The 13,004-nt window shown below is 74.9% G+C and carries 14 protein-coding genes; 8 read left to right on the top strand and 6 right to left on the bottom strand.

The genetic code is table 11. From position 1 onward, the window contains the following. Window positions 1-43: 43 nt before the first annotated feature. Complete coding sequence (locus ACW69E_RS11065) at window positions 44-772, top strand: maleylpyruvate isomerase family mycothiol-dependent enzyme (protein WP_457497998.1); 729 nt, start codon at window positions 44-46, stop codon at window positions 770-772. Window positions 773-842: 70 nt separating this feature from the next. Here the strand turns inward: ACW69E_RS11065 and ACW69E_RS11060 are convergent, their stop codons facing one another. After that, a complete protein-coding gene (locus ACW69E_RS11060; RefSeq protein WP_457497997.1) occupies window positions 843-1,433 on the bottom strand; it encodes a CGNR zinc finger domain-containing protein in 591 nt (196 codons plus the stop codon). 145 nt (window positions 1,434-1,578) lie between these two features. Between ACW69E_RS11060 and ACW69E_RS11055 the strand changes: the two genes are divergently transcribed. From ACW69E_RS11055 to ACW69E_RS11040, 4 genes are all read left to right on the top strand, one after another. Beyond that, window positions 1,579-2,043 (top strand): VOC family protein, encoded by a 465-nt coding sequence (locus tag ACW69E_RS11055; protein ID WP_457497996.1) that lies wholly within the window; start codon window positions 1,579-1,581, stop codon window positions 2,041-2,043. Window positions 2,044-2,152: 109 nt separating this feature from the next. Further along, entirely contained in the window at window positions 2,153-3,112 is a 960-nt protein-coding gene (locus ACW69E_RS11050; protein WP_457497995.1) for a pyridoxamine 5'-phosphate oxidase family protein, read from the top strand. Window positions 3,113-3,230: 118 nt separating this feature from the next. Then, window positions 3,231-3,440 carry a ferredoxin gene (locus ACW69E_RS11045; RefSeq protein WP_457497994.1) on the top strand — a complete coding sequence of 70 codons (210 nt, stop codon included), beginning with the start codon at window positions 3,231-3,233 and terminating at the stop codon, window positions 3,438-3,440. Continuing rightward, complete coding sequence (locus ACW69E_RS11040; protein WP_457497993.1) at window positions 3,437-4,669, top strand: NAD(P)/FAD-dependent oxidoreductase; 1,233 nt, start codon at window positions 3,437-3,439, stop codon at window positions 4,667-4,669. Before ACW69E_RS11045 ends, ACW69E_RS11040 begins: the two co-directional genes overlap by 4 nt. Window positions 4,670-4,773: 104 nt before the next feature. Here the strand turns inward: ACW69E_RS11040 and ACW69E_RS11035 are convergent, their stop codons facing one another. Both ACW69E_RS11035 and ACW69E_RS11030 read right to left on the bottom strand, forming a co-directional pair. Further along, a complete protein-coding gene (locus tag ACW69E_RS11035) occupies window positions 4,774-6,195 on the bottom strand; it encodes a multidrug effflux MFS transporter (RefSeq protein ID WP_457497992.1) in 1,422 nt (473 codons plus the stop codon). Window positions 6,196-6,321: 126 nt separating this feature from the next. Beyond that, complete coding sequence (locus tag ACW69E_RS11030) at window positions 6,322-7,959, bottom strand: alkaline phosphatase D family protein (protein WP_457497991.1); 1,638 nt, start codon at window positions 7,957-7,959, stop codon at window positions 6,322-6,324. Between the two features lie 157 nt (window positions 7,960-8,116). Between ACW69E_RS11030 and ACW69E_RS11025 the strand changes: the two genes are divergently transcribed. After that, window positions 8,117-9,040 (top strand): PhzF family phenazine biosynthesis protein, encoded by a 924-nt coding sequence (locus ACW69E_RS11025; RefSeq protein ID WP_457497990.1) that lies wholly within the window; start codon window positions 8,117-8,119, stop codon window positions 9,038-9,040. Between the two features lie 32 nt (window positions 9,041-9,072). After that, window positions 9,073-10,305, top strand: coding sequence for a lactate 2-monooxygenase (locus ACW69E_RS11020; protein WP_457497989.1), 1,233 nt, complete (start codon window positions 9,073-9,075; stop codon window positions 10,303-10,305). Between the two features lie 34 nt (window positions 10,306-10,339). On the opposite strand, the gene ACW69E_RS11015 is transcribed toward ACW69E_RS11020, so the two are convergent. The 3 genes from ACW69E_RS11015 to ACW69E_RS11005 all read right to left on the bottom strand — a co-directional run bounded on the left by ACW69E_RS11015 (window position 10,340) and on the right by ACW69E_RS11005 (window position 12,377). Further along, window positions 10,340-11,104: an HAD family hydrolase gene (locus ACW69E_RS11015; protein WP_457497988.1), complete on the bottom strand. Its 765-nt coding sequence runs from the start codon at window positions 11,102-11,104 to the stop codon at window positions 10,340-10,342. 103 nt (window positions 11,105-11,207) lie between these two features. Continuing rightward, window positions 11,208-11,666, bottom strand: a complete 459-nt coding sequence (locus ACW69E_RS11010; RefSeq protein ID WP_237881184.1) for a cupin domain-containing protein — start codon at window positions 11,664-11,666, stop codon at window positions 11,208-11,210. 120 nt (window positions 11,667-11,786) lie between these two features. Further along, window positions 11,787-12,377: a Uma2 family endonuclease gene (locus tag ACW69E_RS11005; protein ID WP_240958568.1), complete on the bottom strand. Its 591-nt coding sequence runs from the start codon at window positions 12,375-12,377 to the stop codon at window positions 11,787-11,789. A 239-nt stretch (window positions 12,378-12,616) separates the two neighbouring features. Between ACW69E_RS11005 and ACW69E_RS11000 the strand changes: the two genes are divergently transcribed. Next, window positions 12,617-13,004 (top strand): ALF repeat-containing protein (locus ACW69E_RS11000; RefSeq protein ID WP_457497987.1); only part of this gene is annotated, 388 nt, incomplete at its 3' end.

Here is a 13,004-nt window from a genome sequence, read left to right as displayed (position 1 = left end):
GGCACAACGCCTTGTCACGATGCCTTGTCACGACGGAGAGAGCATGGACACTTCCACGCAGGCCGGCACCGCCGCCCTCATCGCACGCGTCGCCGCCGCACAGGAGGGGCTGCGGGCCACGGTGGCCTCCCTCGGCGACGCGGGCCTGGCCGCGGCCTCGGCACTGCCCGGCTGGACCCGCGGGCACGTCTGCGCCCATGTGGCCCGCAACGCCGACGGGCTGCGCAACCTCCTGACCTGGGCGCAGACCGGCGTACCCCGTCCGATGTACGCCGACGGCGCCCGTGAGGCCGACATCGAGCGGGACGCGCCCCGCCCGGCCGCCGTGCACCTGGCGGACCTGGCCCGCTCGGGGGACGGGTTCGTCGAGCACGCCCGGCGGCTGGACGGCGACGCGTGGGCGGCCGAGGTCGTCCTGCGCAACGGCGACCGGCTGCCGGCCCGCCTGCTGCCGGGCCACCGGCTGCGCGAGGTGCTGATCCACCATGTGGACCTGGCGGCCGGGTACTCCCCGGCCGACTGGCCGGAGGAGGACGCGCGGTTCCTGCTGGACTCCCTGGCCTCCGCCTGGTCCGGCCGCGGCGACTGCCCGCCCTTGGAGCTGCGTGCCCAGGACACCGGGCAGCGGCTCGCCGCGGGGGCCGGTTCCGGCTCGCCGGTACGGGTGACCGGTCCCGCCCACGCACTCGCGGCCTGGCTCGCGGGCCGCGGCCGCGGGGAGGGGCTGCGGTACTCGTGCGGCGAACCTCCCGCGCTGCCCGCCTGGATGTGACCGGCTTGGAAGCCGCCGCGGCCCGCACCGGGCGTTCCCGGTGCGGGCCGCGGCCTCGTGTCCGGGCCCGCTAACGGTCCTCGCGGCGGTGGGTGCGCGCGTAGTGGCGTGAGGCCTTGGCACGGTTGCCGCAGCCGGCCATGGAGCACCAGCGGCGGGTGCCGTTCCTGGAGACGTCGTAGAAGTGCAGGACGCACTCGTCGTTGGCGCACGCCCGGATGCGGTCGGGGGCGGTGCCCACCAGGCGCAGGTAGTCGTCGGCGGCCAGCCAGGCCGCCAGCCAGGCCGGATCGTCGGTCTCGGCCCGTTCGGCCGGGCCTTCGGGGCCGAGGCTGCGCAGGACGCGCCCGCGCGCCAGGACGGCGTTGAGCGCTTCCCGGGCCCGTGCGTCGCCGGGGTCGGTGACGACGGCCTGAAGCGCCTCGCGGGCGGCGAGGGTGGCGGCCAGGGCGGCCGGGGTGGCGCCGGTCCTCTCCAGCAGGCCGTGGCCGGCCAGCCACACGCCGAGTCCGCCGGGGTCCTCCAGCAGATCGTGCCGGGTCCCGTTGTCGACCCACCGGGTGTTGAGCAGATCCAGGCTGAGCGGTTCGCCCAGGAGTGGCCTGGGGTCGTCGCCGGCCGTCCCGGGCGCAGGGACCGTGTCTTCCGCGCCGACACCCATACGAACTCCTTCCGTCGGCTGTTCGCCATCCCAGCCTAACCGGCTATCGCCTCGTAGGGAGTTGCAGCCTCCAGACCTAACCACTAAAGTTCAGATCAACGGTTAGTCCGGGATGGCCCCGGACGCCGCGTTGGAGGTATCCGTCATGTCCGCAACCGCTGCCCCCGCCGCCCTGCAGACCGGGCACATCGGTCTGAACGTCACCGACCTGGACCGTTCGCTGGACTTCTACCGGAAGGTCTTCGGGTTCGAGGTCCAGGGAGAGGGCCGCGAGTCCGGCCGCGCCTTCGCCTTCCTCGGCCGCGAGGGCCGCCTGATGGTGACCCTGTGGCAGCAGAGCGAGGGCTCCTTCGCCCCCGGCGTGCCCGGCCTGCACCACCTGTCCTTCCAGGTGGAGACGGTCGAGGAGGTGCGCTCGGCCGAGGAGGTCCTGCGCAGCCTGGGCGCCGAGTTCAAGTACGACGGCGTCGTCCCCCACGGCGAGGGCGCCGCCTCCGGCGGAATCTTCTTCACCGACCCCGACGGCATCCGCCTGGAGATCTACGCCCCGACCGGCGCCGACTCCGCCGCCGCTCCCGTCGCCTCCGCCCCCACCTGCGGCTTCTTCTGAGCCGCCACCACACGGCCGGGTGGCCGCCGTCCCCTTCTTCTCCCCGGCCGGCGGCGGCCGCCCGGCCACCCCTCCCCTCCCCTCCCCGTCCCACCGCACGTCCCGAGGAGTGACCACAGTGACCGGCCCCTACCACCACGGCGAGCGCGAGGTCCAGCGGCGCGCCGGACTCCAGGAGGAGGCCGAGGTCTCCGGGCGCGCGATCCGCGGCGACATGCCGCCCGTCGCGGCCTCCTTCCTCACCGAGCAGCGCCTGCTGGTCGCCGGGGCCGCCGACGACGACGGGGACGTCTGGGCCACCGTGCTCACCGGCCCCGCGGGGTTCCTGCGCTCCCAGGACGGGCACAGCCTGTCCATCGCGGCCCGCCCGGCCCCGGCCGACCCCCTGGCGACCGTCCTGGAACGCCCGGTCCACCTGGGGATGCTCGCCATCGAGGCCGCCACCCGGCGGCGGATGCGGATGAACGGCACGGCGCGCCCGGAGGGCGACGGGCTCCTCGTCGACCTCGATCAGGTCGTCGCCAACTGCCCCAAGTACATTCAGAAGCGCACCCCGCCGGCGGCGGAGACCGCCCCGCCGCCGGCGTCCACGCCTCCGCCCCGGGTCCGCAGGAGCGACCGCCTGGACGACGGCCAGCGGCGCTTCCTCGCCGGCGCGGACACCTTCTTCATCGCCACCGCGGACGAGGACGGCCGCGCCGACGCCTCCCACCGGGGCGGCAACCCGGGCTTCCTGCGGGCTCCCTCGCCCACCCGCGTCCGCTGGCCCGACTACAGGGGCAACGCGATGTTCCTGACCCTGGGGAACCTCCTGGTCAACCCCAGGGCGGGCCTGGTGGTCCCGGACTACTCGACCGGCACCACCCTCCATCTGACCGGCACCGCGGAGATCGTCTGGGACGCGGAGGAGGCCGGGGGTTCCACGCCCGCGGACACCGGCCGCATGGTCGAGCTCACCGTGACCGGCGTCGCCGAACTCCCCGGCACCCTGCCCGCCGGGTGGAGCCCGCCCGCGCTCTCGCGCTTCAACCCTCCCGTACCCGCGGCCGTGGTGCCGGACGCCGCCTGACGCACCGCCCGGTCACGCCGTCCGGTCACGCCGTCCGCCCCGTCCGTACCTCCCCGCCACCGTCCGCCGAGTCCGCCGCCGCCACCGGCCCGGCCCGGCACCCACCAGGAGTACACCCATGCGCATCCACGTCGACATGAACCGCTGCGAGAGCCACGGCCAGTGCGTCTTCGCCGCCCCCGACCACTTCTCCTTCGACGAGGACGACAACCTCCTCGTCGTCGAGGAGGTCCCCGAGGACGAGGCGGTCCGCGCCGCCGTCCGGGATGCCGCGGCGGCCTGCCCGGTGCGGGCCATCACCCTGCACACCGGCGAGGCCGGAGCGTGAGCGCACACACGGATCCGCGCCACATCGTGGTGGTCGGCGCGTCCCTGGCTGGCACCGCCACCGCCCGCGCCCTGCGGGAGCAGGGCTTCGACGGCCGGGTGACCCTCGTCGGCGACGAGGACCACCCCCCTTACGACCGGCCCCCGCTGTCCAAGCAACTCCTGGCCGGAGAGAGGGAGATCGACGACATCGCCCTGCCGTCCACCGACGGCCCCGGCGTCGAACTGCGCACCGGCGCCGCCGCCACCGCCCTGCGCCCGGCCGAGAACACGCTCGTCCTCGCCGACGGCAGCCGCCTGGAGTGGGACGCCCTCGTGATCGCCACCGGTGCGGCGGCCCGGCCCTGGCCCGCGCCGGTGCCCGGCGGCGTCCACACCCTGCGCACCCTCGACGACGCCCGCGCGCTGCGCCGGGCGCTGGCCGCCGAGGGCGCCCGGCTGCTCGTCGTCGGCGCCGGCTTCCTCGGCTCCGAGGCCGCCGCCACCGCCGCGGAGCTGGGCGTGCCCGTGACCCTGGTCGAGGCCGAGGAGCTTCCCATGGCCCGCGGCATCGGGACGGTCGCCGGAGGCTTCGTCGCCCGTCTGCACCGCGAGGCGGGCGTGGACCTGCGCACCGGCACCACGGTCCGGTCCTTCACCGGCACCGGCCGCGTCACCGGCGCACAGCTGGACGACGGCACCCACGTGCCGGCCACCGTCGTCCTGCCGGCCCTCGGCGCCGTGCCCAACACGGCCTGGCTGCACGGCAGCGGCCTGCTCCTGGACGGTGCCGTGGTCTGCGACGAGTACGGGCGCGCCCTCTCCGAGGACGGCACGGTGGTGCCGGGCGTCCTCGCCGTCGGCGACGCCTCCCGCCGCCCGCACCCCCTGGTCCCCGACACGCTCCACCTCGGGCACTGGAGCGCCGCGGTGGAGCACGCCGCCGTCGCCGCCCGCGTCCTGCTGCACCCGGCCGGGGACGGCGGGCTGCCCGAACTCCCCGCCCCGGTGCCCTCGTTCTGGTCCGACCAGTACGGGGTCCGCTTCCGCTCGCTGGGCCTGCCGCACCTCGCCGACGAGACACGGACGGTGGAGTACGACGTGCCCGGCCGGCATCTGGAGGTCACCTACCACCGGGGCGGCGAGCTGGTCGGCGTCCTCACCGCCAACCGCACCCGGCGGCTCGCCGCCCACCGCCCCCGGCTGGCCGAGACCTTCGGGCGCCGCGCCGCCGCGGCGGCGGCGCTCTGAACGGCGCCGGGCCCCGCGAGCGGCGGCTCGCGGGGCCCGGCGCGCACGACGGGGCGCTCCACGGGGCGCACGACGGGGCGTGAGCCCTCGCCGTCCCCCGCTCGTCAGGCCCGTACGCGCCCCCGCCCTCGCCTCGGACGGCACAGCGCGGCGAAGCAGACGATCGCGACGAGCGCGCACACCAGCTGCACCACCGCCATCGGCACGGCCGTGTCCTCGCCCGCGACGCCCACCAGCGGGGAGGCGATCGCACCGACGAGGAACTGCGAGGTGCCCAGCAGGGCGGAGGCGGAGCCCGCCGCGTGCGGAGTGCGCATCAGGCCCTGGGAGTTGGCGTTGGGCAGCACCAGCGCCATGGCGGACATCAGCACGAACAGGCCGACGGAGACGGGCAGGAGCCCGGCCTTCCCCAGCAGGCCGGAGGTCATCACCAGCAGGGCGGCGGCCGAGAGCGCGATCACGCCCAGGCCGACGGCGATGACGCGGTCCAGGGAGACGCGGCCGACCAGCATCTTGCCGTTGACCTGGCCGAAGGCCACCAGGCCGATGGAGTTGACCATGAACAGCAGGCTGAAGGTCTGCGGCGAGGCGCCGTAGATCTCCTGGATGACGAACGGCGAGGCCGCCACGTACGCGAACAGGGCCGCGAAGCCGAAGCTGCCCACCAGCAGGTAGCCGGTGAAGGCCCGGTCGGCGAAGAGGCCGCGCATGGTGCGCAGGGCGTCGGCCACGCCGCCGCCGTGCCGCCGCGCCGGCGGCAGGGTCTCCGGCAGCCGCCAGGCGGTGACGAGGGTGAGGACGAGACCGAAGGCGGCGAGCACGAGGAAGACGCCGCGCCAGTCGGTGAACCGCAGCACCTGCCCGCCGAAGACCGGCGCCAGGACGGGGGCGGCGCCCGCGATCAGCATCAGGGTGGAGAAGAAGCGGGCCATGGCCAGCCCGTCGTACAGGTCGCGCACGACCGCCCGGGCGATCACGATGCCCGCCGCCCCCGCCAGGCCCTGCAGCAGGCGGAAGGCGGTCAGGGAGTGGATGCCCGGCGCCAGCGCGCAGGCGGCGCTGGCCAGGACGTAGCCGGCCATGCCCGCCAGCAGCGGGCGGCGGCGGCCGAAGCGGTCGCTCATCGGGCCGATGACGAGCTGGCCGACGGCCAGGCCCAGCAGGCAGGCGGTGAGGGTGAGCTGGACCTGGGCGGCCGGGCTGCCGTAGGCGGTGCCGACGTCGGGCAGCGCCGGGAGGTACATGTCCATCGACAGCGCGGGAAGGGCGGTGAGGCCGCCGAGGATGAGGGTGATCAGCAGCCCGGCGCGGGCGGGGCCGGTGGGCCGGGCCTGCCGCGGGGCGCGGTCCGCTCCCCGCCGGGATTTCAGGGTGCCGGGCCTCAGGGCACCGGACTTGCGGGAACCGGGCTCCGCGAGGCCGGACCTCAGCGGTCCGGATCCACGGGCGCCGGGGGCCGGGGGCGCGGGGAACTGCTGGGGTATCTCGGTTTCGGCGGCGGCCGGGGACTGGCCGGGGTCGGTCATTCACCTCTCCAGATTCGACGGAACCGTCCAATCATCCCAGGTTTCCCGACCCCGGCACACCCTCTTTGTTCAGTATCCGGACAAAACCGCCGGGCGGCCCGTGCGGGCCGCCCGGATCAGGCCGGATCAGGCCGGCAGCAGCCCCGGCTCCCCGGCGGGCGAGACGAAGGACGCCGCCGTGGTGACCGGCGCGCCCGGGGTGGTCACGGCGGAGACCGTGCGGTAGTCGGCGCGCAGCCGCTCGCGGTCCAGGCCGAGCATCACGTAGCCGCGCCGCCCGTTGTAGTAGCGCATGTGCGGGTTGGCCGTCATCAGCGTCTGCCAGTTGGCGGGCCGCTCCGCACCGTCCCGGCCGCTGGTGATGGAGGATGTGACGATCTCCACACCGGCGTTGCGCGAGTCCGGGTCCTCGAAGTCGCGCTTGACGTCCAGCCCGTAGTGGACGTGGACGTCGCCGGTGAGGACGACGAGGTTGTCCACGCCGGCCGCCTCCGCGTCCGCCAGGAAGCGCTCGCGGGCGCCGGGGTAGCCGTCCCAGGCGTCCATGGAGACCGGCCAGGGGCCCTCGATCCGGTTGCGGCGGCGGGAGAGGACGACCTGCTGCGGCACCACGTTCCACAGCGCCTTCGAGCGGCGCCAGCCGTCGGCCAGCCAGCGCTCCTGGGTGGCGCCGAGCATGGTGCGCGAGGGCTCCTGCGACTCGGGCGTGGGCACCTTCCAGCCGTCGCCGTTGGCCTGGTTGTCGCGGTACTGGCGGGTGTCGAGCACGTCGAGCTGCGCCAGGCGGCCGTAGTGCAGCCGCCGGTAGAGCCTCAGGTCGGGGCCCTGGGGGCGCTGGGGGCGGCGCAGCGGCATGTTCTCGTAGTACGCGCGGTAGGCGGCGGCGCGGCGGATGAGGAACTCCTCCGGCGGCACGTTGTTCTCCGGTATGCCGCCGGCGTAGTTGTTCTCCGTCTCGTGGTCGTCCCAGGTGACGATCCACGGGTGGGCGGCGTGGGCGGCCATGAGGTCGGGGTCGGTCTTGTAGAGGGCGTACCGCAGCCGGTAGTCCTCCAGCGTCACCGTCTCCCGGGCGAACACCTCCGGCAGCGTGCGGTCGGTGTACTTCCGGTCGCCGCCGGCGGAGTCGACGGCGTACTCGTAGAGGTAGTCGCCCAGGTGGAGGACGGCGTCGACGTCCTCCTCGCGGGCCATGTGCCCGAAGGCCGTGTAGTAGCCCTGGTGGTAGGCCTGGCAGGAGGCGAGGGCGAAGTTCAGCGAGGCGGGCACCGCGCCGGGCGCGGGGGCGGTGCGGGTGCGGCCGGCGGGGCTGATCCAGCGGCCGGCGCGGAAGCGGTAGTGGTAGTCGCGGCCGGGGGCGAGCCCTTCGGCCTCCACGTGCACGGTGTGGTGGAACTCGGGGTGGGCGAGCGCGGCTCCGCGCGCGACCACATGGCGGAAGCGCTCGTCGCGGGCGATCTCCCAGCCGACGGTGACGCGCTCGGCGGGCAGCCCGCCGTCCGGCTCGTACGGCCTGGGGGCCAGGCGGGTCCACAGCACCACGGAGTCGTGGCGCGGGTCTCCGGAGGCGACGCCCAGGGTGAAGGGGTCGCCCGTGATCCGGGCGGGGTCCAGGGCGGGGGCGGCGTGGGCGGTGGAGGGCAGGTTGGTGCTCAGGGCCAGGGCGGCGGCGGCCCCGGTGACGGTCAGGAAGCGGCGGCGGCCCAGGTGGCGTGCGGCGGCTCTGAGTTCTGCGTCGGCGCTCGGCGAGTGCGTCATGCGCATGATTGCAGCGTTCCGGGGCGGCGCCTCGGCGGCAACACGTTGGCGCGTACACGACGCTTTTATGGCGGGCGGGTGACGCGAACCGTGCGGCGGGGCGCGTTCCGCTCCGCGCGGCCGCTGCGGAATACGGTCCGGGCCGCGCGGAGTTGGGCCGGACATGACCACCACGGAGACGGGGCCCGGAGCCCCGGACGTACTGCGCTACACCGCCTTCTCATCCGACCCGGACGGCGGCAACCCGGCCGGAGTCGTCCTCGACGCGCGCGGCCTGGACGAGACGCGGATGCTCGCGATCGCCGCCGAGGTCGGCTACTCCGAGACGGCCTTCCTCACTCCCCTGCCGGACGGGGACGGGGTCCCGGGCGCGGCGCCGGGGCGCGGTTTCGCCGTGCGGTACTTCAGCCCGGTCGCCGAGGTGTCCTTCTGCGGGCACGCCACGGTGGCCGCCGCCGTCGCGCTCGCCGAGCGGATCGGACCGGGCGAGCTGGTCTTCGCCACCCCGGCCGGGACCGTGCCCGTCACGGTCACCGAGGAGGGCGGCGCCCTGCGCGCCACCCTGACCAGCGTCGAGCCGTACGTGGACGGCATCGGCGAGGACGACCTGGCCGAGGCGCTGGCCGCGCTCGGCTGGCAGCCCGGCGAGCTGGACCCCGCACTGCCCGCCCGTATCGCCTACGCCGGGGCCCGGCACCTGGTGCTCGCCGCCGCTACCCGCGAGCGGCTGGCCGCGCTGGACTACGACTTCGAGCGGCTGCGGGCGCTGATGCTTCGGCTGGACCTGACCACCCTCCAACTGGTGTGGCGCGAGGGGGAGCCGGACGGCGGGACGGGCACGGGAGCGGGTGCGGTCTTCCACGTCCGCGACCCGTTCCCGGTCGGGGGCGTGGTGGAGGATCCCGCCACGGGGGCGGCCGCGGCGGCCTTCGGCGGGTATCTTCGCGCCCTGGGCCTGGTCACCGCGCCGGCGGTGGTCACCCTCCACCAGGGGCACGACATGGGCCGGCCCGGACTGCTGGAGGTCGGGCTGCGCGAGGACGACCCGCGCGTGCGGGTGTCGGGAGCGGCGGCCCGCATCGGGTGAGGCGGGCAACCGAGGGAAGGGACGGACGGGGCATGAGTGAGCCGGGCGGACAGGGCGGGACACCGGGCACGGCGCAGGGCGCGCCGGGCGGACAGGGCGTGCAGGGCGCGAACTTCGGCGCGTACCAGAGCGAGATCTACCTGAACGGCCTGGGCGGGCAGCTCCCGCCGTTCACCACCGACCTCACCGCCCTGGAGGCCTCGGCCCGCGAGCGGCTGGAGGACGGGCCGTTCTGGTACGTGGCCGGGGCGGCCGGTTCCGGCGCGACGGACCGCGCCAACCGGGAGGCGTTCGACCGGTGGCGGATCGTCCCGCGCATGCTGCGCGACGCGACCGTGCGCGACCTGGGCACCACCGTGCTGGGCACCGAGATGCCCGCGCCCGTGCTGCTGGCGCCCATCGGCGTGCAGTCGATCGTCCACCCCGACGGCGAACTCGCCACCGCCCGGGCCGCCGCCGCCCTGGGCGTGCCCATGGTCCTGTCCACCGCCTCCTCCCACACCGTCGAGGAGGTGGCGCGGGCCGGCGGCGACGGGCCGCGCTGGTACCAGCTGTACTGGCCGAACGAGGACGAGGTCTGCGTCAGCATCCTTCGGCGGGCGAGGGCGGCGGGCTTCACCACGCTCGTGGTCACCCTCGACACCTGGACCCTGGCCTGGCGCCCGCACGACCTGGACCTGTCCTACCTGCCGTTCATCCGGGGCGTGGGCACGGCGATCCCCTTCTCCGACCCGGCCTTCCGCGCCGGGCTGGCCAAGTCCCCGGAGGAGGACCTGATCTCGGCGGTGCTGCGCTGGGTGCCGATGTTCACCGGCACCGACAAGTCCTGGGACCGGCTGCCGTTCCTGCGCGAACACTGGGACGGCCCCATCGTCCTCAAGGGGATCCAGCACCCGGACGACGCCCGGCGGGCGGCCGCCGCCGGCATGGACGGCATCGTGGTCTCCAACCACGGCGGCCGGCAGGTGGACGGCGCGGTGGCCTCCCTGGACATGCTGCCGGAGATCGCCGAGGCGGTCGGCGACCGGATCGAGGTGCTGTTCGACTCCGGGGTGCGCACCGGCGCGGACGTCCTCAAGGCGCTGGCGCTGGGCGCGCGGGCGGTGCTGGTCGGCCGCCCGTACGCCTACGGCCTGGCGCACGGCGGCGAGGCGGGCGTACGGCACGTGCTGCGCTCCCTGCTGGCCGACCTGGACCTGACACTGGGCCTGTCCGGCCACCGCACGCCGGCGGAGCTGTCGCCGGAAGTGCTGCGGCGCGCCTGAACGCGGGTGCGCGCCCGCCGCGCCCGCCCGCGCCTCAGCCGGCGGGCGCGGCGGGGGTGACGGGCGCGGCCAGGGCGGCGGGCAGTTCCCTCAGGGAGCGGATGACACGCACGCCCTCGGCGGGCGCGCCCTCCCGGCCACCGCCCCAGCCGGTGTCCCCGCGGTCCAGCCAGTACGCGTGCAGGCCGGCGTCCCGCGCACCCACCGCGTCGACCGCGTGGTCGTTGCCGACGTAGGCCACCTCGTGCGGATCGAGGCCCAGCAGGGCGCAGCCGGCCAGGAAGATGCCCGGCGCGGGCTTGGCCTCGCCGTGCTCCACCGAGCAGACCAGCGCCTGTCCGAAGTACCCCAGCAGGCCGATGGCCGCAAGCTTCTCGCGCTGGTGCGGCAGCGAGGAGTTGGACACCGCGCCGAGGCGGTAGCGGGGCGCGAACTCGGTCAGGACGGCCGAGGCGCCGTCCATGGCCCTGCGGGCCGCGTCCCGGCGGGCCGTGTACCCGGCGAACCAGGCTCCGGCCTCCCCGTCCGGCATGCTCGGCGCGTCCGGCCGCCCGAGGCGGGCCAGGAACCGGCGCACCCGGGCCCGCCGGTGCTCGGCGAAGGTGATCTCACCGGCGGTGTAGCGGGCGTACTCTGCCCGGGTGACCTCCCGCCAGAGCCGGACGGCCGCGGCCGGCTCGGGGAAGCGGTCCAGCAGGCCCTCGGCCCCAAGGTGGGCCAGCAGTCCGGCCTCGTCCGATCCCGAGTAGTCGAACAGCGTGTCGTCGATGTCGAACAGCACCCCGCGTAACGCCACCATGCCGCCCCTTCCGCCCTCCCGTCCGGGCGTCCCGGCGGCCGCCCGGCCCCGCTGTGCCGCGAGCATGGCACGCACCCCCGCACCGGCCAAGGGCGTTCTTCGGTCACTCTCCGGCGTACTCGCCGGGCCCCTCGGCCCGCTCCGCCTCCTCGGCGGCGTCCGAGTCGGCCTTAGTGCGGTGCACCGCGCCGTGCGGGTGCTCGGGCGGGGCGTAGAGGGAGTACAGCTTCAGCGGCTCCTCGCCGGTGTTGACCACGTTGTGCCAGGTCCCGGCCGGGACGAGGACCACCCAGTCGTCGACGACCTCGCGGTCGAAGGACATCCGGTCCCGCTCCGGCCCCATCAGCACCCGGCCCCGCCCGGCCTCCACCCGCAGGAACTGGTCGCGGTCGATGTGCATCTCCAGGCCGATCTCGCCGCCCGGCTCGATGCTCATCAGCGTCAGCTGGAGGGTGGTGCCGGTCCACAGGGTGGTGCGGAAGCGGTCGTTGGTCAGGGTCGCCTGCTCGATGTCCAGCGCGTGGGGGCGCGGCCCGTGGTCCCTGAACGCCTCGGAGCTCATGGGGGTAGTCCTTCCGTCGCGTACCGGCATTATCGGCGGTGACCGGCGCCCAGGCGGGGACCGCCGTTCCGGCGCGCACGGCGGCGGCGCGGACGCGTACCCGGAAACGTACCCGGGCCGTCAGGCCATCAGCTCCTTGAGCTCGCCGGTCTCCAGCACGATCCCCACCGGGTCCGGCAGCCGCAGCTCCTCGCCGAGGCCGGCCGTGGTGTGCACGTCCCGGTAGCGGCCCTTCTCCGGGTTGGAGTGCACGACCAGCTCATGGCGCTCGCGGTCCACCAGCAGGTACACCGGGATGCCCGCCGCCGCGTACCCGTCGGGCTTCTCGGTGCGGTCCCTGCCGGGCCGGGTGGAGGTGACCTCCACGGCCATCAGCACACCGGCCGGGTCCGACCACTCGCCGCGCCCGGCGAAGTACATCTCCGGGGCCAGCACCCCGTCCGGCCGGGCCCGGCCACTTCCGTACTCCTCCACGATGAGCCCCTGCTCCGGGTACAGATACAGCTCGGGCCGCTGCACCATGCACCGCTTGAGCAGCCACCTGATGATTTCTCCGTGATCCCCGTCCGGCACCGGCTTGACCCTCAGCTCTCCACGTACGAATTCCAGCTTCACCGTCTGCGGGGCGGCGGCTTCGAGCTGCTCGAACTCCTCGACGCTCATCTGCGCGGAGCCGTTCGTCTGTGCGGACCGATCGATGGCCATGGTCATCACGGTTCTCCTTTCGCCTCCACGGTAGCGGCGGCGCCCGCCCCGTGCGCACGGTAACGGCGGGCGCGCGGGGCGGACGGCGCAGAGGGCCGAGTGTCAGCCGAAGGAGTGAAAGGGAAGCCCAGCGCGAGGACGGCAGCGAAGACCGGCCAAGACTGCCCGAATCCGGTAGTGATCCCGGCGGCGTACGGCGAGGATGATCTTCCCGTCGACAACACGGACCACGGAGGCACACACCGATGAGACCCACCCGAGCCACCCTGCTCCTCGCGGCCGCCGCCCTGACACCGGCCCTGCTCCTCAGCACCCCGGCGTTAGCTGCGGACCCCGCGGCCGCACCGGCGACCGCGACGGCCACGACGGCCGCGTCCGACAAGCCGGTGGACGAGATGTCGGAGGAGGAGCTCCGCACGGCGATCCTGCGGATCCTGGCCGACGAGGACTCCGGCCGAGGAGTCGTCCGGGAGGCCAACGAGGCCCTCGACGGCACCGTGGAGGACATGCGGGAGTTCCTCAAGACCGGCTACCGCCTCGCACAGGCCGAGGACGACCGCGTCGCCGTCTTCCGCCTCCTGCACCGGGCACAGCAGAACGGCGACAAGGCCGTCATCCGCGAAATCAACGAAA

The sequence above is a fragment of the Streptomyces sp. SS8 genome, assembly GCF_054072955.1.
The sequence above is the reverse complement of the archived record's forward strand: the minus strand, read 5'-3'. Positions and strand labels throughout refer to the sequence as shown.

Coding starts and splice junctions, on each gene's coding strand:
- ACW69E_RS11065 (WP_457497998.1), top strand. CDS start 44: ATGGACACTTCCACGCAGGCCGGCACCGCCGCCCTCATCGCACGCGTC.
- ACW69E_RS11060 (WP_457497997.1), bottom strand. CDS start 1,433: ATGGGTGTCGGCGCGGAAGACACGGTCCCTGCGCCCGGGACGGCCGGC.
- ACW69E_RS11055 (WP_457497996.1), top strand. CDS start 1,579: ATGTCCGCAACCGCTGCCCCCGCCGCCCTGCAGACCGGGCACATCGGT.
- ACW69E_RS11045 (WP_457497994.1), top strand. CDS start 3,231: ATGCGCATCCACGTCGACATGAACCGCTGCGAGAGCCACGGCCAGTGC.
- ACW69E_RS11035 (WP_457497992.1), bottom strand. CDS start 6,195: ATGACCGACCCCGGCCAGTCCCCGGCCGCCGCCGAAACCGAGATACCC.
- ACW69E_RS11030 (WP_457497991.1), bottom strand. CDS start 7,959: ATGCGCATGACGCACTCGCCGAGCGCCGACGCAGAACTCAGAGCCGCC.
- ACW69E_RS11025 (WP_457497990.1), top strand. CDS start 8,117: ATGACCACCACGGAGACGGGGCCCGGAGCCCCGGACGTACTGCGCTAC.
- ACW69E_RS11020 (WP_457497989.1), top strand. CDS start 9,073: ATGAGTGAGCCGGGCGGACAGGGCGGGACACCGGGCACGGCGCAGGGC.
- ACW69E_RS11015 (WP_457497988.1), bottom strand. CDS start 11,104: ATGGTGGCGTTACGCGGGGTGCTGTTCGACATCGACGACACGCTGTTC.
- ACW69E_RS11010 (WP_237881184.1), bottom strand. CDS start 11,666: ATGAGCTCCGAGGCGTTCAGGGACCACGGGCCGCGCCCCCACGCGCTG.
- ACW69E_RS11005 (WP_240958568.1), bottom strand. CDS start 12,377: ATGACCATGGCCATCGATCGGTCCGCACAGACGAACGGCTCCGCGCAG.